The sequence below is a fragment of the Streptomyces sp. NBC_01474 genome (assembly GCF_035918215.1).
Lineage (GTDB): Bacteria > Actinomycetota > Actinomycetes > Streptomycetales > Streptomycetaceae > Streptomyces > Streptomyces aureus.
Genome location: NZ_CP109449.1, coordinates 4,960,869 through 4,982,808 on the forward strand (window position 1 = coordinate 4,960,869; position 21,940 = coordinate 4,982,808).

Below are 21,940 nucleotides of genomic sequence, written 5' to 3' on the forward strand. Positions count from 1 at the left end.
TATTCGCTGGTCACGGACCCTCTCGGTCGTGTGGCGGCGCCAGGATTCGAACCTGGGAAGGCTGAGCCGGCAGATTTACAGTCTGCTCCCTTTGGCCGCTCGGGCACACCGCCATGGGTTTGCTGCTTTGGATCTCCGCTTTGGGGCGGTGCTCCGTGGCAACGACGTAAACGATACCTGATGGACGGGGGTGCTTCGCCACCCGATTGATCGGCACCTGGGGGCGGGGTGGTGGCTAGGCTTTGCGGATGCGGCCCGGGGACCGAGGGCCGTGGATGACGCATTCAGACGCAAGCCGTTTCACCACCCGATACAAGGAGCCACAGGACATGGCCGACTCCAGTTTCGACATCGTCTCGAAGGTCGAGCGGCAGGAGGTCGACAACGCCCTCAACCAGGCCGCCAAGGAGATCTCGCAGCGCTACGACTTCAAGAACGTCGGCGCCTCGATCTCGTGGTCCGGCGAGAAGATCCTGATGGAGGCGAACTCCGAGGACCGCGTCAACGCGATCCTCGACGTCTTCCAGACCAAGCTGGTCAAGCGCGGGATCTCGCTGAAGGCGCTGGACGCGGGAGAGCCCCAGCTCTCCGGCAAGGAGTACAAGATCTTCGCCTCCATCGAGGAGGGCATCTCGCAGGACAACGCCAAGAAGGTCGCCAAGATCATCCGCGACGAGGGCCCCAAGGGCGTCAAGGCGCAGGTCCAGGGCGAGGAGCTGCGGGTCAGCTCGAAGAGCCGTGACGACCTCCAGGCCGTGCAGGCGCTGCTGAAGGGCCAGGACTTCGACTTCGCGCTGCAGTTCGTGAACTACCGGTAGGGACAGCGGGTGACCGCAACTGTCGCTGAAGCAGGGGCAATTGCCCTGACGTGATGGTCTGCCGCCGCTCCCGGTGCGAGGCTGGTGGGACTAGATTCCCGCTGCCCACAGGGCACTGGAGGTTGTTGTGGCGGCAGAACCCACGGTCGGCGCAGGTTCCACCCTCGAACTGGCGTTGCACGGGCCGGATCCGGGGCCCGAACTGGCCACCCTCCACGAGGCGCTGACGGCCGCGGGGGCCGCCAGCGTCGACCAGGTACGACTCACCGCGCCCTCCTCCGACCAGCGGGTTGCCGAGCTGGTCCAGGTCTGCACGCTGCTCGTCGGCGGTGCGGTGGACGTGGTGTCGATCGTCGAGGCCGTACGCGGCTGGCTCGCCGGGCGCCGGGAGGCGGCGGCGCGGCAGCCCGCCCCGGCCGGCGCGGACGACGTGGTCCCGTCCGTCGTCATCACCATCGGTGACCAGCGCCTCGAGATCACGTATCCGTCGGACCGCGCGCAGAGCGATGCCATCGCGCGCTTTCTGGACCTGCACCGGCGGGACGGGCGATGACCACCCTCGACGTACGCACCTCGGCGCACGGGCCGGGGCGCACCCAGTACGCGTACGGGCTGAAGTCCGGTGGCGGGTCCGTGGTGGGGCCGCTGGAGCAGGAACACGCCGTCGATGTCAGCCAGGACCTGGTCAAGGACCTGTGCAAGGACATCGACGAGGCGCTCAAGGACGCCCGTGACGACGATCCGACGCTGGGCAGAGTGCTCAGGCAGAAGGGAAGACTCCTCTTCAACTCGCTCTTTCCACGCGCCGGTTCGGGCGAGATGGTGCGCCAGCTGAAGGAGTCGACGGGATCGCTCCTGGTCAGCACGAACGAGTCCCTGGTGCCGTGGGAACTGCTGCACGACGGGGAGAGCTTCCTCGGCCTCGTGCACGAGCTCGGCCGGCGGTCCGTCGTCAGCAGACCGGTGGTGGGCGGGCGCGAGTGCACACAGGTGCGGCGGGCGCTGATCGTCGGGGACACCCTGGGGGATCTGCCGTCGGCCCGTGAGGAGACCGAGCGGATCAGCGCCTGGCTGGAGGGGCACGGCGTCGCGTGCACCGTCCTCATCGGGCGGGACGCGACCCTGGTCCGGGTGATCCAGGAACTGGCCGAGGACGAGGATCCGTACGACCTCTTCCACTACTCGGGGCACGTGTCCGGGGTCTCCGGGGCCGCCGGGCTCATGGTGCACAACCGGAAGCTGATCGACATGGACGCCCTCCAGCCGCTGGCCGGGCTCGGGGCGCCCCCCGTCGTCTTCATCAACGGCTGCGCGTCCGCCGACCCCGCGCTCGAACCGGCCTCGCGTGCGCTCGCCGAGGCCTCGCTCACCATGAGCGCCTGCATGTCCTTCATGGTCATGGGGGCCAAGACCGTCGTCGGTACCCGGACGCCGGTCGGGGACGCGAGCGCGCTGCGCTTCGCCGAGGCCTTCTACGGCCAGCTCCAGGAGCAGATCACGGCCGGGGCCGCGATGCGGCAGGCGCGGGCCGATCTGGAGCAGCGGGCGGACTGGGCCTGGGCGTCGTTCGTGCTCTACGGGGATCCCGAGGTGCGGATCTCCACCGCGGCCGAGCACGCCCCACCGCCGCCCACCGCGCCGGAGCGGCCCGAGTTCACTCCCGAGGCCGCCGAACTCCTGCGCAAGACACGGGAGTTCGCCGCCGTACGCGGTCTGGTCACCTCCATCGATCTGCTGATGGCCCTGCTCGAGGACGAGGCGGTACGGGAACGGGCCGCCGCGCGGATCGGGGCCCAGCGCATGGATCTGCTGGCCAAGGTGCTGCGCGAGATGCAGGGGCAGACACCGCGCGGGAGCGATACCCAGGCCGGGTCGAGCAGCGCGTCGCTCACCGCGGTGAACGGGCACCGGCCGCGGATCGGGCTGTCCGGCACCGTGACCCGGGTCCTCGACGGGGCCGAGGCACGGGCCCAGGAGGCCGGGCGGGACATCGGCGTCGACGACATCTCCCTGGCGTTCCTCGCGACGGGCGGCGGGAGCTGCGCCGAGCTGTTGCAGCTCATCGGGGTCGCACCCGAGCGGCTGCTGCTGCCGCACTCGGACGCGCCCGCGCTGGGCGACGACGAGCGCGTGGACATCGGGTCGCTCGACCCGCGTGCGGCCGCCGCCGTGCAGTGCGCGCGGCTGCTCGCCTCGGTGCAACGCAAGAAGATCAGCACGTACATGATGCTGCGCGCGTTCGGGGTCGTCGGGAGCGAGGCACTGCGCGGGGCGCTCGCCGCGCAGGGCGAGGACGGCGCGGCCGCGTTCCGGAAGCTGGCCGGGCTGGGGAATCCCAAACCGAGGGAGTTCTCCTCGCGGACGTTGTCCAAGGTGCAGGAGGCCTGCCGGGACGCGCAGGAGCCCGTCGACGAGCAGACGCTGCTGATAGCGATGCTCACCGACGAGGACTCCACGGCGCGGACGATGCTGCGGCGCCTGGGGGTGGCGCCGGAGCTGGTCATTCAGTCGTTGCAGGCTCCTTCTCCGGAGGCTTCGGCGGCTCCGACGGCTTCGGATGCTGCGGATTCTGCGGGGGCGTCGAAGACTCCGCGGGCTCCGGACTCTCCGTAACCCGCGAGTCCAGGTGGGCCAGGCCCTTCAGCGCCGTCGCGTCGCTCGGGCGGCGGATGAGGACCTGGTTCCAGTGGTCGCGCGCCTCCTCCGGGTCGTCCAGGAGGAGGCAGGCCAGCGCGAGGGCACTGCGGGCCTCGGCGTCACCGGGGCACCAGTGGACGACGGCGGCGAAGTGGTCGCGTGCGGTGGCCGTACGGCCGGATCTGGCCGCCTCAAGACCCGCGTTGAAGAGCTTCGCCGGGTGGGCCCTCAGGCGCGCCCACGCGCGCAGCGGGGTGGCGCAGGACCGGCAGGTCTCCGCCGTCGCGCTGTTGACGGCCCGGCAGCGCGGCAGGGGGCAGGCCAGCCGGCCCGGGTCCGACGTCACCAGTTCCCCCCTGCGGACCGGTTCCCGGGGTTGTCGACCGGGATGCCGACGGCCTCGGCCCGTTCGGTGAGCAGGATCTGGCCGAGCTGACGCAGCCGTGCGACCAGCTTGCCCGCGTCCTGGCCCACCTGCTCCGGGTTCGTGGCGAGGAGGGGCACGAGCTGCTCCAGGCGGTTCCTGACGTCGGTCAGGTCGCGTTCCTCCGAGGTCCTGCCGGTGGCCACGGCGACCCGGCTCAGTTCCTCCGCCCGCTGGAACCCGAAGCGCAGCAGGCCCTCGGCGCGCTCCTGCGGGGAGAGTTCCCCGCCCGGGGAGGAGCGCAGCAGCCCCCTCAGGTAGGTGAAGTGGCCCTGCAGCTGGGCGATCGCCTCGCCGTACCTGCGCTGGTCACCGGCGGCGTGGGCGCGTTCTCCCTCGGCGCGCTGGGCCTCGATCGCGCGGATCACCTCGGGGGCGTCGAACGGCTTGTCGCCCGCCGGTCCCGCCTCGGAGAGATGGGCGTGCAGCCGCAGGCAGTCGTCGACCAGGGCGTCGAACTCCCGCTTGGGCGGCTGGAGTTCCTGGTCGACCTCGCCCAGGACGGCCACGATCTCCTCCAGCTCGCGGAACTCGTGCACCGCCGCCGCCACGTCGCCCCGGTCGCGGGCCTCCTCGAAGGCGCGGCGGGCCTTGGTCCACTTGGCGCGGACCACGGTCTGCGGGCCCGTCGCGAGATAGCCCACGTTCTCCTCGAAGCGGTGGTAGAGCTCCTCGACCACGGACGCGTCGGGCATCGGCGGGTCGACCGGCACTTCGAGCAGGGCGTCGAAGGTGGTGTCCTCGCCGATCGAGCCGCGGACGGTGATGGACGCGTCCTCCTGCATGGCCACGTTCATCCGGATCGCCGTCCCCCGCGGCGTCGACGAGGGGACCACGACCTTGATCACCTGGATCGGTACGGCCTGCTGGAACAGCCGCAGCTCGACCTGCTCCCGGCCGGGGTGCCCGAAGTCGAAGTCGGCCTCGAAGGGCAGCTGCTGCATGGCCGGGATCAGTTCGCGGCGGCCGGTGCGCCCGTCGCCCAGGTCCACCTCCAGGAGGACCGACTTGGCCGTGATGGCCGCTCCTCCCCCGCCACCGCCGGGCCGCGCGCTGTGGGCGAGCGCCCGGCCGGCCGTGGCGACCACGTCGCCCTCGGCGTCGTACACCTCGAACGTGAGCAGGCTCTCCGCGTCCGGCTGCACCGGGACCTGGGTGAAGGCGAAGGCGCCCTCCTCGGTGAGGTCCGCCTCGTCCTCGAAGCCGGTGGTGGTGAGGTGGACACGGCCGCCGGAGAGGTCGAGGCCGTCGGCGAGTGCCTGGACGGTGCCGCCGACGTGGGTGGCCTCGGAGCCCGTGGCGGCGAAGCCGTGGAACGAGACGCGTACGGTACGGGCCTCGTCGTAGACGGCGAGACCGCCGACGGCCGCCGCGCGCACCGCGGCGCCCAGCGCGACGGCCGTGTCGGCGTGCTCGACGACCGGCGCCTCGCAGGCCGCGCGGACCTGGCGGTCGGAGCCGGACGCGGGGTTCGCGCAGAGTTCCTGCGTCACCATCTCCCTGACCAGCGGCATATGGGTCGAGCCGCCCGCCAGGATGATGTGGTCGACGTCGGCGAGTGTGATGCCGGCCCGCTCCCCGGCGCGCCGCAGGGCCTCGTCGCAGTAGGCGAAGGTCCGCTCGATCAACGGGCGGGCGATGTCGTCCAGTTCGGGCCGCTCCAGGAGCGCGTCGATGACGACCGGCCGCTTCTCCTGGTCGGTGAGGCGCCCGGTGTCGCGGAGCATGTAGTCGGGCTGGTCCGTGAGCGCCTTCTTCGCGCCCTCCGCGAGGATCTTCAGCTGGCTGAAGCGGAGCCGGTCCTCGGGGTCGTTCTCGGGGTCGAGGTCGAGGGCGTAGCCGTCCGCCTGGAGCATCTTCTGGAGGTACCGGGCGAAGGCCTCGTCGATGTCGTCGCCGCCCAGGCGGTTGTTGCCGCTGATGCCGAGCACCTCGAAGGTGCCTTCCGTGCAGCGCAGGACGCTGACGTCGAAGGTGCCGCCGCCGAGGTCGTACACGAGGAAGGTGCCGTTACGAGTGGTGGTGCGCCAGCAGTAGTGGCTGGCGGCGGCGGTCGGCTCGTGGAGCAGGCCGAGGACTTCGAGCCCGGCCTGCTCGGCGGCCTTGCGGGTCGCGTCGATCTGCGGCTGGTCGAAGTAGGCCGGCACGGTCACCACGGCCCGGTCGACGATCCAGCGGACGTCCGGGCTGTCGAACGCCGCCACGTCCGTCTCGATCCGGCGCTTCATCTCGGCCAGGATCGCGGCCGAGACCTGCGCCGGGGTGTACTCCTCGCCGGCCAGGTCGACGGTCGTACGGCTGCCCATCAGGCGTTTCACCGAGGTGACCGGCTCCGGGGTGCTGCCCTTGCGGGCGAACGCCTTGCGGCCCACGACCAGTTCACCGCCGGCCGGGCTGCGCCAGACGCAGCTGGGCGTCGTGTACGACTTCGAGACCGGATCGCGGTGGATCACGATGTCGCTGTCGGAGGGGTTCATCACGGCTACGGCGCTGTTGGTCGTGCCGAGGTCGATGCCTACGGCCTTGCTGACGATCTGCTGGCTCATGTGGGGTGACCGCTCCTTCTTGGCCTGCTCGTTCAGGTGTCCGTGGGTGCAGGTGTCTGTCCCGGCGGTGGCATCTCGGTGCCGGGATCGGGCTTCACCTGGAGATCCGGCTCGGGGGGTGCCTCAGGCTCGGGTTCGGGCTTGAGGGCGGGTGCGGGTGCGGGTGCGGGGGCGGGTGCGGGGGCGGGTGCGGGGGCGAGGGCGGGGGCGGGGGCGGGGGCGGGGGCGCCCATGACGACCTGGGCGAAGCGCACCACGGCGCCGTCATGGAACACCGCGTACTCGTTCGTCTCGGCCACGACCTCGGCGTCGAACTCCGGGCTCTGCAGCCAGTGCACCGGATCCGCCCAGTCCAGGACCTCGTCGGCGGTCAGGCCCTTCGGGTCACGCACCTCCACGCCGGCGCCGCGCAGCACGTCGAGCATCCGGTCCTTCACGTTCTTCAGCTCACGGTGCCGGAGCTTCTCGTCCACGGCCTCGCGCGACTCTCCCGCCCTGTTGACCTGCTGCTCCAACGTGCCGATGAGCATGGCGAGTTCGAAGAGCGTGGCGTGCACGCGCGTCGCGGCCGAGGCGGAGGCGCCACGGGCAGCGGCCAGCTCCTCGTGACGGCGCTGCAGTACGCCGGCCAGCTCGGCCTCCGGTGCGGTGGTCGCGCCGTGAACCTCGGGGACGGGGCGCTCGGCGAAGTTCTCCCAGCCCGGCCGCGCGGCGTCGGGCTCATCCGAAGAGGACATCGCGCACCTCCAGTTCCGGCTCCTCGTCCTGGGCACGGGCCGCCGCAGGGACCGTGCGCAGGGCGTCGTCCGCCCCCGCGACGGGCGCCGCCGCGAGGGCACGGACGGTGCGGCGCAGCGCCTCCGGCAGGTCGAAGTCCTCGGGCCGCAGGTTCTGGCCCCCGAGGTCCGCCGGGTAGGTGCGGTGGGTGCGGGCGAACGCGTCCCACCGGCGGTCGCGGTAGTCGGTGCCCGGCGGCTCGGTCACCTCGTACCGCAGCCGGGCCCGCGGGTTGCGGATCAGTTCCCGCATCGCCCAGTCGTAGAGGTCGCGGTCCTGGGCGGTGGACGCGGTCTGGATGCCTTCCTCGGCGCGTTCCACGATGTGCGCCTCGGTGGCGTCGACGGGGAGTCCGAGTACATGGAAGGGGTTGGGCCGACGGTTCGCCGACGGCAGTGTCGTCATGGGCGCAGCCTTCGCAGGAGGTCTTCGATACGGGTGATGTTGTCCCGGGTGGCGGCTTCCGGGGCGATCCGCTCCGCCCGCCGCAACAGGCTTACGGCCGCCCGGAGTTCACCCTCCACGGCGTTCGGGCCGATGCGGACGGAGCGTTCGAGGTTGCTGAGCGCGGCGTTGCTCATGGCCACGGCGCGGTTGTTCATCCCGGTGGCCACCGCGCGCAGCGCCTTGGCGGCCTCTTCGCGCATCTTGGGGTCGTCGCCGGCGGCCGCGATGCGCTCCGCGTCGCGCACCGAGCGCTCCGCCTCGTCGAGCCGCTCGGCGTCCAGCAGGACGTAGCCGTGGTTGATCAGGGTGCTGGTGCGGAGCCGGTCGAGGGTCTTCTTGGTCGCGTCGGTCCTCGGGACGCGGTCGAGTTCGGCGAGGGCCTTCGGGTAGCGGCGTGCCTTGATGTGTTCGAGGGCGGCGCTGAACAGGGCGTCCTGGCGGTACTGCTCCAGGAGTTGCGAGGCGTTGGTGTTGGCCGGGTTCCACTCCTTGGCCAGTTCGAAGTACGCGATGGCCTTGCCGGTGTCCCGGTCGAGGAGGCCACGGTCCACGTAATGGGCGGCGAGCAGCTGGTTATCGCGCAGGTGCGGGCGTCCCTTCACGGCGCCCTGGGCAAGCAGTTCCGCGTACCGCACGGCCTTGGTCACGACGGTGCGCATGTGGTCCCGGTCGCCCATCTGGTAGAGGCAGTTCTGCCACTCGTTGTGCCAGGCGACGACGGTGCACAGGACGTTGCTGGGTGCGAAGCCGTGGTCGACGGCGTTCGCCAGGCTGCTGATGCCCTCTTCGTAGTCCTTGTCGATGCCGTCCGGCAGGGCGCGGACCCGCTCGGGGTCGTCGATGCGCTTCTCGGCCGCGCGCACCAGGTCGGTTGACCAGTCGTCGAGCAGGGCGCCCGCGCGGTCCGAGACGGCGGCGAAGAGGTCCTCGTCGACACCCGGCAGCACCCCGGCCAGGGGCCCCTCGGCCAGCAGGGTTCGGGTGACATCGGTGCCCTGGCGCAGGGCGGTCAGGCAGTTCAGATGGAGGCGGGCCTGATCCTCGCGGTGCTCGGCGAGGGCCCGCGCGCCGTGGCCGCGGTGCAGGGTCAGAAGCTCCTCGGTCAGGGAGGTGCGCAGATACTCGCCGTCGGGGCCCGTCGCCGCGTCGGCGCCGGGGACTCCCGCGTCGTCGGACCTTGAGCGGTCGGCGAACGCCTCCCAGAATCCTGGATGGCACAGCAGCAGGACCCACAGGACGGTCGCAGTGACCAGGTCCTGGTCGGCGGCTCCCGTGCGGGTCAGCTTCGCCAGGGCCTCTTCGCGGTAGACCACGGCCATCGAGTGCAGTACGGGGATGTCGTTACGGGCGGCCCTGTGCGCGAAGAACCGCGTCAGCTCCCGCTCTATGGCGCCTGCCCGGTCCGCCGCGAGCGCCTGCCACACCGGGTGCTCGGCCATCGCGGCCTCCACGGCCGGGAGCCGGCCCGGGCGTTCCCAGGTCTGGGCCGCGTCCGGGAAGAGGTGGCTGAGGAGGGCGTCGGAGCGGTCGTTGCGCTCCAGGTCGGCGCGGTGCCGGTGAGCCGGGTGCTCCCCGGGGAGATGACCGGCGGCCCGGCCCAGGAGTTCCAGGGCCCGTGCGGGGTCTCCGTCCGCCTTGGCGGCCACCGCCCGGTGGCACAGGTACTTCCCGTACTCGGCGGCGGCCGTGTCGGCGTCGGCATCGGCGTTCAGGACGTGCCGCCAGAGCCTGTCGGCGACTTCGTGGTCCCCGACGGCGGCGGCGCACCGGGCGAGGGTGACGGCATCGAAAGGTACGAGACCGTCCGCTTCCGGTGAGTCTTCGGTGAGGCGGTCCGCCAGACGGCGTACGACCTCCGCCAGGGCCTGGGCGCGGCCGTCCCGCCGCCTGGCGCGGGCCACCCTGGCGCAGAGCGCGGGCAGGGTCGCGGCCACGTCGACCAGGCCGGTCAGGTCGTGATCGCGCAGGGCCAGGGTGAGCGCCTCGGCCGCCTTCGCGCGCTGGGCCGGGAGGTGACCGGCCGCCTGGACGACGAGGAGCGGGGCGGGGAGGGCGGGGTTGCCGCCGACGGACGGCAGCTCGGCGGGCGGCTTGCCTTCGAGGGCCCGGGCGAGGAAGGCGACGACCTGCGCGGCGGCGCGACGGGCCTCTTCGGCGCCGCCTGCGCCGTCGGCGCCCTCCGCGCCCTCATCCTGCACGTCCCCCTCCGGGCCTTCCGCGCCCCCGTCCTGTACATCGCCCTCCCGGCCCTCCGTGCCCCCGTCCGGTATGTCGCCCACAGCCCGCAGCAGCCGTACCGCATCCGCCCTGTCACCGGCCTTGAGCGCGGCCGCCGCGAGGGGCAGGGCCAGCAGCGGGTCGTCCCTGACCTCGGCCGCGGCATCCGCATCGGCATCCGCGTCCTTGGCCCTTTCGTCGTGCGGCCCGGCCAGCGAGGCGGCACGACGGGCTTCGCGCGCCACCGCCGGCAGCGGCCATGCCTCCGCGAGAACACCGAGCGCCTCGGCCAACTCGCCCCGTACAGCGGGTTCTTCGCCCAGCAGGCAGGCCCGCCCCAGAGCCCTGGCGAGCACCTCCACGGCACGGGCGTCGCCCACATCGGCGGCGGTCGGCCCATCGGCCTCCCCCGCCCACCCCACCAGCGCCTCCACCAGTACGGGCTCCGCCCCGCGCGGCTCCACCAGCAGCTGTCCCAGCCCGAGCAGCCAGGCCGTACGGGGGTGATGGCGGACGATGCGCCACGGCGCGGCGCCCGTACCGTCGGCGGGCCGTGCCGCGCGTTCGGCGAGGAGGCGGGCCGCGCGGGCGAGGCGTCCGGCGTCGGCGGGGACGGGCGGGAGGGCGCCGGGCCCGGTGACCTGCGCGTCGATGAGCCGCGCCGCCGCCCACCCGGCGCGCTGCACGGCCCGGTCGGCCTCCCCGCCGGCCCACAGCGCCGCGGCCTCGCGCAGCGCCAGTACGCCGCTCTCGTAGCGGGCCCGGGGCGTCGGCAGGCGATCGAGGCGCCGCCCGGCGTCGGCCGTGCGGCCGAGGGCCAGTTCGGCGCGGGCGCGAACAAGTTCGGCCTTGGGGCCGCGTATGCCGTCGAGCAGGTCAGCCGCCCGGTCGGGGTGTCCGGCGTTCAGTTCGGTCACGGCGAGGACGAGGGTGGCGCGGTCCAGGCCCTGGCCGCGGGCCTGTTCGAGCAGGGAGTGGGCCCGGTCGCGGTCTTCCGGGAGGGCCGACAGGGCGCGCCACAACAGCTGTTCGGGCAGGGGCAGGCGGCCGAAGAGCGAGAGGGCAGTGAGGTGGCCGACCGCGTTCCGGCGGCCGCCGGCGACCTCGACGCCGAGGAGGGTGCGCAGGGCCTCCAGGAGTTCCGGGACGGTGGCGCCCTCGGCGCCGAGCGGGTCCCAGGCCAGGTCGACGCCGGGTTCCTGTCCCTCGGCGAGCCTCAGCCGGGCCGTGACGACCGCGGTGAAGGCGTGTGCCGCGCCCTTCATGACCGTACGTTCTCCGTCGGTGGCGCGGTGGCCGGGATCGGCGTCCGCCAGGAGGCAGCCGAGCGGCCAGGCGCGCGCGTCGCCGTCGGCGAGCAGCGCGCGGCAGCGGCGTCCCGCCGCCTCGTGTTCGCCGCACAGCAGCTGGGCCCAGGCCGCGTGATAGCCGAGGTCGGACCGGTCCGGGAACGCGTCGGCGACCACGACGAGGTTCTTCGCGGCCAGGTCGGCGTTGCCTTCGAGGAGCTGGGCTCGGCCCTGGGCGTAGCGGCCCCAGGGACGGCTGTCGCCGCCGTCGCCGATCGTGGCGAGCCGTACGGCCGTCAGCGGGGCCGGGGTGGCGGGCCCCGGGGGTCCGTCGCGGCCGGGCTCCAGTTCGAGCCACTCCAGCATCCGGCACAGGTCGGTCAGTTCGGCGCCGCGCGGTGTGAGGGCGGCTTCCCGTCCGCGTACGGCGGTGAGGGCCTCGGCGTACGCGCCGCTGTGCAGGCGGGCGGCGATGAGACCGCGCAGGGCCTCGCCGTCGGTGGGGTCGGCGCTGCAGGCGCGGGTGAAGTGGTCGGCCGCGTCCGCCGTTTCGCGGTGCAGCAGCAGGGCGCCGAGGCCGAGCGTGCGGTCGAGGCCGGCGAGGCGCAGGCCCGCCGCGGACAGTTGCGTGGCGAACGCGAAGGCCCGCTCCACGCGGCCCGTCTCGTCGGCGAATCCGGCTCCGAGGAGGCGCCCCACCGCCTGGTGCACTTCTGGCGGCACGGTCGCGTACCGCCTGAAGATGTCCACGTAGATGGCCAGTTGGTCGTCCTGGTCGGCACCGATCCTGGCCAGGGCGGTGGCGGCGATGGAGCGGGACTCCTCGTGGACGAACGCGCTGCGGTAGAGCCGCGTGTACAGGGACACCGCGAAGTCCCGGTCACCTGCGTCGGACCGGGCCACGGCGGCGTCGGCGAGCGGTACCCAGCTCTGGTGGAGTCCGATGCGCCCCTCGGCCGCCATGCGCTCGCCGACCTGGGCGAGCCGGTCCAGGTCGGCGGTCTCGACGAGGGGCAGGAAGCGGGGGCCGAGGAAGGACCGCTGGAAGGAGGGCCACAGGTCAGCGGTGCGGTCCTGGTATTCCTCGATGCCCGCGAGGACCGCGCGCAGGCTCACGAGGCCGGCGCGCGGATCGGCGTCGGCGAGCGCGCTCGCCCAGGCGTTCTCCAGCCGGCCGCGCCGGGACAGACCTTTCCTCAGGGACCGCTGGGGCTCCACCCGTCACCCCCGGTCCCGCTCGGCGCGGGCCAGGCGCCCGAACCGCTCCGCCTGGAAACGGTTGCCGGCCTTGCGGAACGCCTCCTCCGCGCGGCGGGCGAGCCTGGCGCGGTCCGCGCCGGACGGCATCAGGGCGCGCCCGCGGACGAGTTCACAGGCGTCGGCCCAGGAGTGGGCGGCCGCCAGGTGATCGCCCGCGGACTCGTGGACCTGCCCCAGTTCGGTCAGCAGGCCCAGGCGTAACGGGTCGGGGACGTGGTTGCGTTCGAGGCCCCTGCGGAGCACGGTCGCGGCGGCCTGGCCCTGCCCGGACGTCCTCAGCCACCGCCCTTCCGCCAGCTCGGCCTCGCCCGGCTGCCGCACGACGGGCCTCTCCAGGACCACGTCCAGGGCGGCGATCACCTCCTCCGCGCTGCGGAACCGCTGCGCGGGCCGCAGTTCGAGCAGGCGCATCACGAGGGCGTCCAGGGCGGGCGGGACGAGGTTGTTGTGGACCGAGGGGCGTACGGGCGGCGCATTGCGCTTCTGCTCCTGGAGCCAGTCGCCGTGCGCCGACTCGGGCAGCTCGGGCGGCGGCGTCAGATGCGCGTACGCGTGGCGGCCGGTCAGGCCCTCGTACATCAGGAGCCCCAGCGAGTACAGGTCGGACTCGGGGACGCTGGAGCCGGCCGCGGTCTCCGGCGCCATGTACTGGAGGGTGCCGACCGTGCCCGGGACGTGGCCGAGCTCCAGCATCCGGGCGGCCAGGCCGAAGTCGATGAGCCGGACCCAGTTGTCGCTGCCCAGGAGGACGTTGTCGGGCTTGAGGTCGCGGTGCAGCAGCGGCGGGTCCAGGCGGTGCAGTCCGCGCAGGGCCACGCAGATCTGCCGCGCCCACTTGACCAGCAGCGGCGCCGGGACGCGCCCCATCTCGGCGAACTGGCCGGCGAGGGTGGCCCCGGGGACGTATTCCATGGCGAGGAAGGCGCGGCCGCCGAGGCCCTTGGCGAGGCCGCCGTCGTACACGTGCACGAGATGGCGGCGGGCCTCGGCGTCCGCCATGGTGTCCATCGCCTCGGCGAGCAGCAGGACGTCCTGGAACAGCTCCGCGGCGTTCTCCTCGGTCAGGCCCGAGCGCCGGGAGAGCTTGAGGGCCACACTGCGCACCGGATGGCCGAGGATGTACTGGTCGGCGCGGAAGACCGCCCCGAAACCGCCGCCTCCGATCCAGCCGCTCAGTGCGTAGCGGCCGTCGACCACCCGGCCTTCGAGCCCGCGCAGGTCGGACTCATCCGGTGCGGCCTGGTTCATCGTGTGCGCCCCCCTCTCCGCTCCCGCCGGACTTGGTCAACCCGCCTTCCACAGAGGACAGTTCAACCCCGCCCGCCGGTTCCGGCGACAGGAAGCGCACCCGCGTACGGGAACCACTTCCGGTCCCGTCCCGGCCGGAGAACAGGGCGTCACGCACGCCCGGCGGCGGTGGAGGCGCGAAGTCGACGACGATCCGGTCGCAGGCCTGGAACTCCTCCGCCCGCTCCTCGGCCGCCGCGAGAACGGGGTTCTCGACCAGGTCGGAGAGCACCTTGGCCATGATGCGGCCGCCCTCGCGCCCGCCCGCCTCGGAGTTGAGGCGGTGGCCGAGCGCGCCCGCGTACTGCACCAGACCCTCGGGGACGGTCAGCTCCTTCTCCCGCTTCTCGCGCCAGAAGGCCGCCTGCCGGTCGAGCACCTTGCGGCCGATGGCGGTCATCGCGTCGCCGCCGAGCGGGCGGAAGACGATGACGCGGCGGACGCGGGCCAGGAACTCGGGGGTGAAGACGGGCGTGCCGTCCCGGCTGCGCTCGGACGCGAGCTTGGCGCGTACGGCGGCGGATATCTCCTCGTCCGAACTGCCTTCGCCGAGGCGCGAGATGATCTCGTGCCCGGCGTTCGTGGTGAGGATGAAGATGGCGCGGTCGCCGTGTGCCTTGACGCCCCGCTGGTCGGTGATCCAGCCCTCGTCGAAGAGGTTGAGGAAGGGCCGCAGCACCTCGGGGTGCGCCTTCTCCGCCTCGTCGAGGAGGAATACGCAGTACGGGTCGCTGTTGAGCTCGTTGATGAGCCGCCCGCCGCGCTCGTGCCCCACGTAGCCCGGCGGTGAGCCGAGGATGCCGGACACGCTGTGCGGCTCCGTGAAGTTCTCCATCGGATACGTCTGCAGCCGCTTGGACGCCGAGTAGAGACCGGCGACCCGCTTGGCCAGCTCGGTCTTGCCGACGCCGGTCAGACCCGCGAAGAGCAGCACCGACGCCGGCCCCGAACTGACCGCGGCCAGGCCCGCCTTGATGCGCCGCAGCTCGTCCGCGACCACCCGGACCGCCTGGTCCTGCCCGACGACCTCCGCGCCGAGCGCCGTCGCGTAGTCGACCCGCTCGCCGCCCGTGCCGGCGATCTGCTCGCGCGGCATCCCGGACAGCTCGGACACCACGTCGGCCACTTCGTCGAGCGTCACGGCGCTGCGCTCGTCGCCGTGCTGCCTGCGTGCGTAGTCGAGGTCCTCGCAGGCGCGGCGCAGGACCTTGACGGCGGACAGCGGCAGCCGCTGGTGCCGGACGAAGTCACCCGCGAGGACCACGGCCCTCGCCACCGCGTGGCGCTCGATCCGGATGCCGGTGAACTCCGTCTCCAGCGCGTCCGCCGCGAGGCGCACCATGGCCCGCGCCGCCTCCCGCTCCGGCTCGGCCATGTCGATACGGCAGGTCAGCTCCTGGAGGACGTGGTCGGCGGCGACCAGATCCTCGTAGTCGTGCTCGGCGAGCACCCCGATGAGATGGATGCTGCGCTCCTTGAGTGCGCGGCGCAGCTCCAGCAGGTGGTCGGCGCCGTGCCGGCCGCGCAGCAGAGGGCCGAGCCCGTCGACGCAGACGACCAGGTCGGTGCGGCCCGCGACCTGGCCGATCAGGGCCGTCAGCTGCTCGCCACTGCTTTCCGCGGCGACGTCCCTGCAGTCGACGCGCAGGAACCGCTTGCGGCGCAGGAACGGGATCTCGCCCGTGGCGGCCCGCCGGGCGAGCTCGCGCAGCAGGGTGGTGGTGCCGATGCCGGGCAGGCCGGTGATCAGTACGTGGTTGTTCTCCGTACGGTGCAGGGCCCGGCACAGTGGCTCGAAGTAGCCGTCCAGGTGGGCGGCCGGGCCGATGGCCCCGGTCCTCGCGAGCCAGGTGAGGTCTTCGGAGGGCGGCAGGAACGCGGGCAGCCGGAAAGGCACCTCGCGGGGCGCCGTCGAGCGGGTCTCGCCGAGTACGTCGCGCACGCTCTCGCGCAGCCGCTTGATGTCGAGGCGCAGCGGCTCGGCGGCCAGGACGGAGGCGAGTCGCTGCGGCGGGCTGTCCAGGAGGGCCGCGAGCAGGTGCGGGGTGTCGATCTGCTCCGCGTCCCAGCGGGCGGCCGTCGTGCGCGCCGCGTGCAGCAGGTCCCGCAGGGACTCGCCGATCCCGTCGCGGTCGAGGCGCGGGGCGGTCCGGCTTCCCCGCTCGGTGATCCGGAACGCCTGCGTGATGATCTCCACGGCCTTCACCAGGCCGACCTGGAGCGGCAGTTGGAGCCGGAAGAGGCGCTCGGCGGGCCCTTCGGTCTCCGACAGGAGAGCTATCAGGCAGTGCGGCGGGAGCAGCCGGTCGTAGCCGAGCTCGGCGGCCCGCTGAGCGGCCAGTTCCAGGACGGCCCACGCGTCGTTCGTGAACTCCTCGGAGCGCAGCCGGCCCGACGCGTCGTCGTACAGCTCGGGCGGCTCGTCGGCGTGGACCCCGACCTGCCTGCGCAGCGCCTCGGCGGCCAGGGGCAGATCGAGGAGCGGGGACAGGAAGTCCCGCTCGTCCGCGGAGGGGGCGTCGAGCAGACAAGCCAGCAGCAGCTCCAGGCGGACCTCGGCGCCCACCGCGTCCCGCGTGCACCGGGACTCGAACTCCTCGAAGGCCGCGGCCAGCTCGGGGCTCACATGGTCGCGCGCGCCGTCGAACGCGTAGCCGTTCCCCGGCGGGGCGTAGACGGCGACTGTCTCCAGGAGGTGATGCGGGGCCGCACCCTCCGCGAGCGCGCCCTCGAACGCGGGGAGCACCGCGGGGTCACGGGCGTCGAGCGCCGCGTACAGGATGTCGCCGGGGCGTAAGCGCTCGTTGGCGCGCTCCGCGGCGGACAGCAGGACGGTGGCGGTGCGCTCGTCCCCGAGGGCGTCCGGATCGAGGAAGCCGTCCGTGAAGAGGCGCACGGAACGGCGCACGGAACGGCCCTCGGAACGGTCTTCGGAGCCGCCTTCGGGACCGTTGTCGGAGCCGCGTTCGGGGCCGTTGTCGGGACTGTCCGGACTCTTTGCGGAATCGTGCTGCATCATCGCGCGCAGGCCACGGCTTCACGACGTTTCGGGCCTGCCTGCCCACCTCCCCCGTGCACCGGCCATGCTTCCACACGGAGTACGCGGGGTCCCTTTGCTACGCAAAAGAGGGGACAACTCTTTGGCCGTACGGCCGAGTTGATCCCCTCCAGCTACGACGTCAGGCCGGCGCCTACCGCGATACGAACGGCTGGTCCGTGCGGACGATCTCGCGGCCGAGTGGCATCAGGGAGACCGGGATCAGCTTGAAGTTGGCGATGCCCAGGGGGATGCCGATGATCGTGATGCACTGCGCGATACCCGTCACGATGTGGGCGAGAGCGAGCCACCAGCCGGCCAGGACCAGCCACAACACGTTCCCGACGCAGGACGGGGCGCCCGCGTCCTGGCGCTCGATCGTCGTATAGCCGAACGGCCACAGTGCGTACACGCCGATCCTGAACGCCGCGATGCCGAACGGGATTCCGATGATCGTGATGCACAGGATCAGGCCCGCGAGCAGGTAGCCGAGGAACAGCCAGAAGCCGCTCAGCACTAGCCAAATGATGTTGAGGATTGTCTTCACGGGTGACGACCTGCCATCTGCTCTAGCCGGGCGATGCGCTCCGCCATCGGCGGATGCGTGGAGAACATCTTGGACATGCCCTGCCCGGGACGGAAAGGGTTCGCAATCATCATGTGACTTGCGGTCTCGATCCGCGGCTCCGGGGGGAGCGGCAACTGCTTGGTCCCCGCGTCGAGTTTGCGCAGGGCGCTCGCCAGGGCCAGCGGGTCGCCGGTGAGCTGGGCGCCCGACGCGTCCGCCTCGTACTCCCGGGACCGGCTGATGGCGAGCTGGATGACCGTGGCCGCGATGGGGCCCAGGATCATGATCATCAGCATGCCGAGCAGGCCGGGGCCGTCGTCGTCGCTCGAACGGCCGACGGGGATCAGCCAGGCGAAATTGACCAGGAACATGATCACCGAGGCGAGCGCGCCGGCGACCGACGAGATCAGGATGTCGCGGTTGTAGACATGGCTCAGCTCGTGCCCGATGACGCCGCGCAGCTCGCGCTCGTCGAGGATCCGGAGGATGCCCTCGGTGCAGCACACCGCGGCGTTGCGCGGATTGCGGCCCGTCGCGAAGGCGTTGGGCGCTTCCGTCGGCGAGATGTACAGGCGGGGCATCGGCTGGCGGGCCTGCGTCGACAGCTCGCGGACCATGCGGTAGAGCGCGGGGGCCTCGAACTCGCTCACGGGCCGCGCGCGCATCGCGCGCAGGGCCAGCTTGTCGCTGTTCCAGTACGCGTACGCGTTCGTCGCGAGGGCGATGCCGAGGCCCACGATCAGCCCCGTACGACCGAAGAAGCTGCCGATGACGATGATGAGGGCCGACAGCCCCCCGAGGAGTACGGCGGTCTTCAGCCCGTTGTGCCGGCGGTGCACGGTACGCCCTCCATGTGGTGCGGCAGGGGAACCCTCTGCTTACTGGTGCTGGGTGCTTCCACGGTCCAGTGGACCCTCCCGTACTGGTCAACGCCAGACGAGGAGGACGAGTTCCCTTGTGCGCGCGGAGGGCGCGTGGGCCGTACGGGTGGGACGGTGCCCCGCCGGCGGGGGTCAGCGCTGTTCGGGGAGCCCGGCGAGCGCGAGGGCCGCGGGGTCGGCCTTCAGCTCGCTGGTGCAGTGGGAGCAGCGGGTGGCGATCGCGGGGATCTGGCTGAAACAGCGCGGGCAGTCGCGCAGGGCGGCCTTGATGTCGACCGGCTTGCCGCGGTCGAGGCGCGCCTGGAACTTCATCATCGGGACGACGACGAGGAAGTAGAGCACCGCCGCCGTGATCACGAAGGCGATCGCCGCGGCGACGAACTTGCCGTACGGGAAGCGCGAGCCGTCGACCGTGAAGTACGCGTCGCTGAAGTCGCCGGTCGAGGCCGTGGCGAGCCCGATGAGCGGGGCGATGAACGCCGTGCTGAAGCCGGTCACGACGGCCGTGAAGGCGGCACCGACGGCGAGGCCGATCGCCATGGTCACGATGTTTCCGCGAAGGATGAAGTCCTTGAACCCGCTCAGCACGGCAGTGTCTCCCTGGTGTACGACATTGAGGTCACTACGAGGGTGCCTAGAAGAGGCCCGTCGACGCAAAACGGAGAACCACCTGAGGTGCACCCGACAGGACGACCCCGATGACGGCGGTGAGCCCGATCGCCGCGGTGAGCGGTGCCGGAATCCGCTGTACCGCCTGCTCGCCCTCGGCGGAGCGGAACAGGGTCGCCGTCCACTGAAGGTAGTAGTAGAGAGCGATCACGACGTTGACGGCCATGACCACGGCGAGCCAGCCGAGGCCCGCGTCGACGGCCGCCGAGAAGACGGTGACCTTCGCGAAGAGCCCGATGATGCCGGGCGGCAGGCCCGCGAGGCAGAGCAGGAAGAAGCCGAGGACCAGGGCGGCCAGCGGCCGGGACCGGTACAGGCCGCGGTAGTCGCTGATGCGGTTCAGGGGCTTCGTACGGGCCACGAGGGCGGCCACGGCGAAGGCGCCGAGGTTCACGGCGGCGTACATGAGGGCGTACGCGACGGTGGAGCCGATGGCCTTGTCGGCGTCCTTCGAGTAGGCGGCCGCGGCGATCGGGACAAGGAGGTAGCCGGCCTGGCCCACCGAGGACCAGGCGAGCAGGCGTACCGCGCTGTACGCGCGCGTGGCCTGCTGGCGCAGCGCCGCCACGTTGCCCACCGTCATGGTGAGCGCGGCGAGCGCCGCCAGGGCCGGGCCCCACACGTCGGCGTAGGACGGGAAGGCGACGACGGTGACGAGGATGATCCCGGAGAAGCCGACCGCCTTGCCGATCACCGACAAGTAGGCGGCGACCGGCAGCGGGGCTCCTACGTAGGTGTCGGGCACCCAGAAGTGGAAGGGGGCGGCGGCGGTCTTGAAGGCGAAACCGACCAGGGTGAGGGCGACGCCCGCCTGGGCCAGGGTGTGGAACTGCCCGTCGACGTGCGTCAGGGCGGTGGCGATCCTCGTGAGGTGCAGGGTGCCCGTCGTCGCGTAGACGAAGCTCACGCCGAGGAGGGTGACCGCGGTCGCCGTGACCGAGGACAGGAAGAACTTCAGGGCCGCTTCCGAGGAGCGCCGGTCGTCCCGCTTGATTCCGACGAGGGCGAACGCCGGCAGGGACGCCACTTCCAGGGCGACGACAAGGGTGGCCAGGTCGCGCGACGCGGGCAGCAGCGCGGCGCCCGCGGCTGAGGACAGGAGCAGGAACCAGAACTCTCCCTCGGGGAGCTCCCTGGGCGTGTTCTTCGCGTCCTTGATGCCGGTGATGGACAGCAGCGCGGTCAGCAGGGCGCCGGCCAGGACGAGGAACTGGATGACGAGCGTGAAGTGGTCGGCCGTGTAGCTGCACGCGGGCTGCTCGCCCTTGAGCGTCTTGAGGCAGAAGGTCGAGCGGTCGCCGTCCAGAAGGGGCAGCAGCGCGAGCGCGGCGGCCGCCAGACCTGCGACAGAGACCCAACCGAGCAGCGCCTTCCTGCGCTCGCCGAGGAACAGGTCCGCGACGAGCACCACGAGGGCGACGACCGCCGCGATGGTGGGCGGCGCGATCGCGAGCCAGTCGACGGACTGGACGAGGGACGCCACGGACGGCGCGGCGACGGCGGTCACTGGATGCCTCCTGCGAGGAGCTTCTGCACGGCCGGGTCGGTGAGGCCGATCAGGGCCGCGGGCCAGAGCCCGCCGACGACGGTGAGGGCGACGAGCGGGGTCCAGGCGGCGAACTCGTAGCCCTGGACGTCGGCGAGTTTCGGCGCCCCGGCCTCGTGCGGGCCCATGCAGACCCGGCGGACGACGGCGAGCATGTACGCGGCGGTGAGCAGCGTGCCGAACGCGGCGATCGCCATGAACGTGAGGAACGCGGGGCGGCTCAGGTCGGCGGCCGGCTTGAACGCGCCGAACAGGGCGAGCATCTCGCCCCAGAACCCGGCGAGGCCCGGCAGCCCGAGGGAGGCGACGGCGGCGAAGGCGAGGAGCCCGCCGAGGCGGGGCGCCTTGCCGTAGAGCGCCATGCCGCCCTGCTGGGCAAGCGTGTCGAGGTCCGTGCTGCTCGTGCGGTCCTTGAGGGCGCCGACGAGGAAGAACAGCAGGCCGGTGATGAGGCCGTGGGCGATGTTCGCGAAGAGCGCGCCGTTGACGCCGGTCGGCGACATCGTCGAGATGCCGAGCAGGACGAAGCCCATGTGCCCGACGGACGAGTACGCGATGAGGCGCTTGAGGTCGCCCTTGGCACCGGGCCGCGCGAGGGCGAGGCAAGCCAGGGACCCGTAGATGATCCCGACGACGGCGAACGCGGCGAGGTACGGCGCGAACGTGTGCATCCCGTCGGGCGTGACCGGCAGCAGGATCCGGACGAACCCGTACGTGCCCATCTTGAGCAGCACGCCGGCGAGGAGGACCGAGCCGACGGTGGGCGCGGCGGTGTGGGCGTCGGGCAGCCAGCTGTGCAGCGGCCACATCGGCGTCTTGACCGCGAGTCCGATCCCGATCGCGAGAACGGCGGTGACCTGCACGGACGTGCTCAAGCCGCGGCCGTTGTCAGAGGCGAGTGCCACCATGTCGAATGTGCCGGACTTGAGTCCGATGAGGAGGATGCCGAGCAGCATCACGACGGAGCCGAGGAGCGTGAAGAGGATGAACTTCCAGGCGGCCTTGGCCCGTTGCTCTCCGCCCCAGCGGGCGATGAGGAAGTACATCGGGATGAGGACCATCTCGAAGGCGAGGAAGAAGAGCAGCAGATCGAGCACGGCGAAGGTCGCGAGGGTGCCGGACTCGAGCAGGAGGATCAGCGCGACGAATGCCTTGGGAGACGGGCCCGCCGGCATTTTGAAGTAGGAGTACAGCGCGCAGAGGAAGGTCAGCAGCGCGGTCAGGACCAGGAGGGGGAGCGAGATGCCGTCGACGCCGAGGTGGATGCGCACGTCGAGTGCGGGGATCCAGCTGATATCGGTCGTGGCCTGCATCTTTGACGGGTGGTCATGGTCGAAGCCGAGCGCGAGGACGATCGCGGCGATGAGGATCACGCCGGTCACGGTCACGCCGTGGCGGAGCACGGCCTGGTCCGGGGACTTCCCCTTCAGCCCGGGCGGGGCAGGGAGAAGAGCGGCTGCGGCTCCGACGAGCGGGCCGACGACGATCAGTGCGAGAAGGAACTGCATCACGGATTCGCTGATATCGATCACGGCTG

Annotated in this window: 15 protein-coding genes and 1 tRNA gene; 3 read left to right on the top strand and 13 right to left on the bottom strand. The window is 72.1% G+C overall.

Annotated elements, in window-relative coordinates:
• Window positions 1–31 precede the first annotated feature (31 nt).
• Window positions 32–113 (bottom strand) — tRNA-Tyr (locus OG758_RS22740).
• A 216-nt stretch (window positions 114–329) separates the two neighbouring features.
• On the opposite strand from OG758_RS22740, the gene OG758_RS22745 reads away from it, so the two are divergent.
• The 3 genes from OG758_RS22745 to OG758_RS22755 all read left to right on the top strand — a co-directional run bounded on the left by OG758_RS22745 (window position 330) and on the right by OG758_RS22755 (window position 3,431).
• On the top strand, window positions 330–818 hold the full coding sequence (locus OG758_RS22745; RefSeq protein WP_116511131.1) for a YajQ family cyclic di-GMP-binding protein: 489 nt from the start codon (window positions 330–332) through the stop codon (window positions 816–818).
• 127 nt (window positions 819–945) lie between these two features.
• On the top strand, window positions 946–1,371 hold the full coding sequence (locus tag OG758_RS22750) for a hypothetical protein (RefSeq protein ID WP_326711667.1): 426 nt from the start codon (window positions 946–948) through the stop codon (window positions 1,369–1,371).
• Window positions 1,368–3,431: a CHAT domain-containing protein gene (locus OG758_RS22755; RefSeq protein ID WP_326711668.1), complete on the top strand. Its 2,064-nt coding sequence runs from the start codon at window positions 1,368–1,370 to the stop codon at window positions 3,429–3,431. Before OG758_RS22750 ends, OG758_RS22755 begins: the two co-directional genes overlap by 4 nt.
• On the opposite strand, the gene OG758_RS22760 is transcribed toward OG758_RS22755, so the two are convergent.
• The 12 genes from OG758_RS22760 to OG758_RS22815 all read right to left on the bottom strand — a co-directional run bounded on the left by OG758_RS22760 (window position 3,319) and on the right by OG758_RS22815 (window position 21,935).
• Window positions 3,319–3,801: a tetratricopeptide repeat protein gene (locus OG758_RS22760; RefSeq protein WP_326711669.1), complete on the bottom strand. Its 483-nt coding sequence runs from the start codon at window positions 3,799–3,801 to the stop codon at window positions 3,319–3,321. The two genes, OG758_RS22755 and OG758_RS22760, sit on opposite strands and share 113 nt — an antisense overlap.
• Window positions 3,798–6,425 carry an Hsp70 family protein gene (locus OG758_RS22765; RefSeq protein WP_326711670.1) on the bottom strand — a complete coding sequence of 876 codons (2,628 nt, stop codon included), beginning with the start codon at window positions 6,423–6,425 and terminating at the stop codon, window positions 3,798–3,800. The genes OG758_RS22760 and OG758_RS22765 overlap by 4 nt, the downstream gene beginning before the upstream one ends.
• A 32-nt stretch (window positions 6,426–6,457) precedes the next feature.
• Window positions 6,458–7,162, bottom strand: coding sequence for a hypothetical protein (locus OG758_RS22770; RefSeq protein WP_326711671.1), 705 nt, complete (start codon window positions 7,160–7,162; stop codon window positions 6,458–6,460).
• Complete coding sequence (locus tag OG758_RS22775) at window positions 7,146–7,607, bottom strand: hypothetical protein (protein WP_326711672.1); 462 nt, start codon at window positions 7,605–7,607, stop codon at window positions 7,146–7,148. Before OG758_RS22775 ends, OG758_RS22770 begins: the two co-directional genes overlap by 17 nt.
• Entirely contained in the window at window positions 7,604–12,373 is a 4,770-nt protein-coding gene (locus OG758_RS22780; RefSeq protein ID WP_326711673.1) for a hypothetical protein, read from the bottom strand. Before OG758_RS22780 ends, OG758_RS22775 begins: the two co-directional genes overlap by 4 nt.
• A 3-nt stretch (window positions 12,374–12,376) precedes the next feature.
• Window positions 12,377–13,663, bottom strand: coding sequence for a serine/threonine-protein kinase (locus tag OG758_RS22785; protein ID WP_326711674.1), 1,287 nt, complete (start codon window positions 13,661–13,663; stop codon window positions 12,377–12,379).
• Entirely contained in the window at window positions 13,641–16,721 is a 3,081-nt protein-coding gene (locus OG758_RS22790; protein ID WP_326711675.1) for an AAA family ATPase, read from the bottom strand. Before OG758_RS22790 ends, OG758_RS22785 begins: the two co-directional genes overlap by 23 nt.
• A gap of 172 nt (window positions 16,722–16,893) precedes the next feature.
• A complete protein-coding gene (locus OG758_RS22795; protein WP_326711676.1) occupies window positions 16,894–17,286 on the bottom strand; it encodes a YccF domain-containing protein in 393 nt (130 codons plus the stop codon).
• Entirely contained in the window at window positions 17,283–18,146 is an 864-nt protein-coding gene (gene htpX, locus OG758_RS22800) for a zinc metalloprotease HtpX (protein WP_326711677.1), read from the bottom strand. The genes OG758_RS22795 and htpX overlap by 4 nt, the downstream gene beginning before the upstream one ends.
• A gap of 174 nt (window positions 18,147–18,320) precedes the next feature.
• Window positions 18,321–18,776: an MscL family protein gene (locus OG758_RS22805; RefSeq protein ID WP_326711678.1), complete on the bottom strand. Its 456-nt coding sequence runs from the start codon at window positions 18,774–18,776 to the stop codon at window positions 18,321–18,323.
• A gap of 46 nt (window positions 18,777–18,822) precedes the next feature.
• Window positions 18,823–20,364: an NADH-quinone oxidoreductase subunit N gene (locus tag OG758_RS22810; RefSeq protein ID WP_326711679.1), complete on the bottom strand. Its 1,542-nt coding sequence runs from the start codon at window positions 20,362–20,364 to the stop codon at window positions 18,823–18,825.
• Window positions 20,361–21,935: a complex I subunit 4 family protein gene (locus OG758_RS22815; RefSeq protein ID WP_326711680.1), complete on the bottom strand. Its 1,575-nt coding sequence runs from the start codon at window positions 21,933–21,935 to the stop codon at window positions 20,361–20,363. The genes OG758_RS22810 and OG758_RS22815 overlap by 4 nt, the downstream gene beginning before the upstream one ends.
• Window positions 21,936–21,940 lie beyond the last annotated feature (5 nt).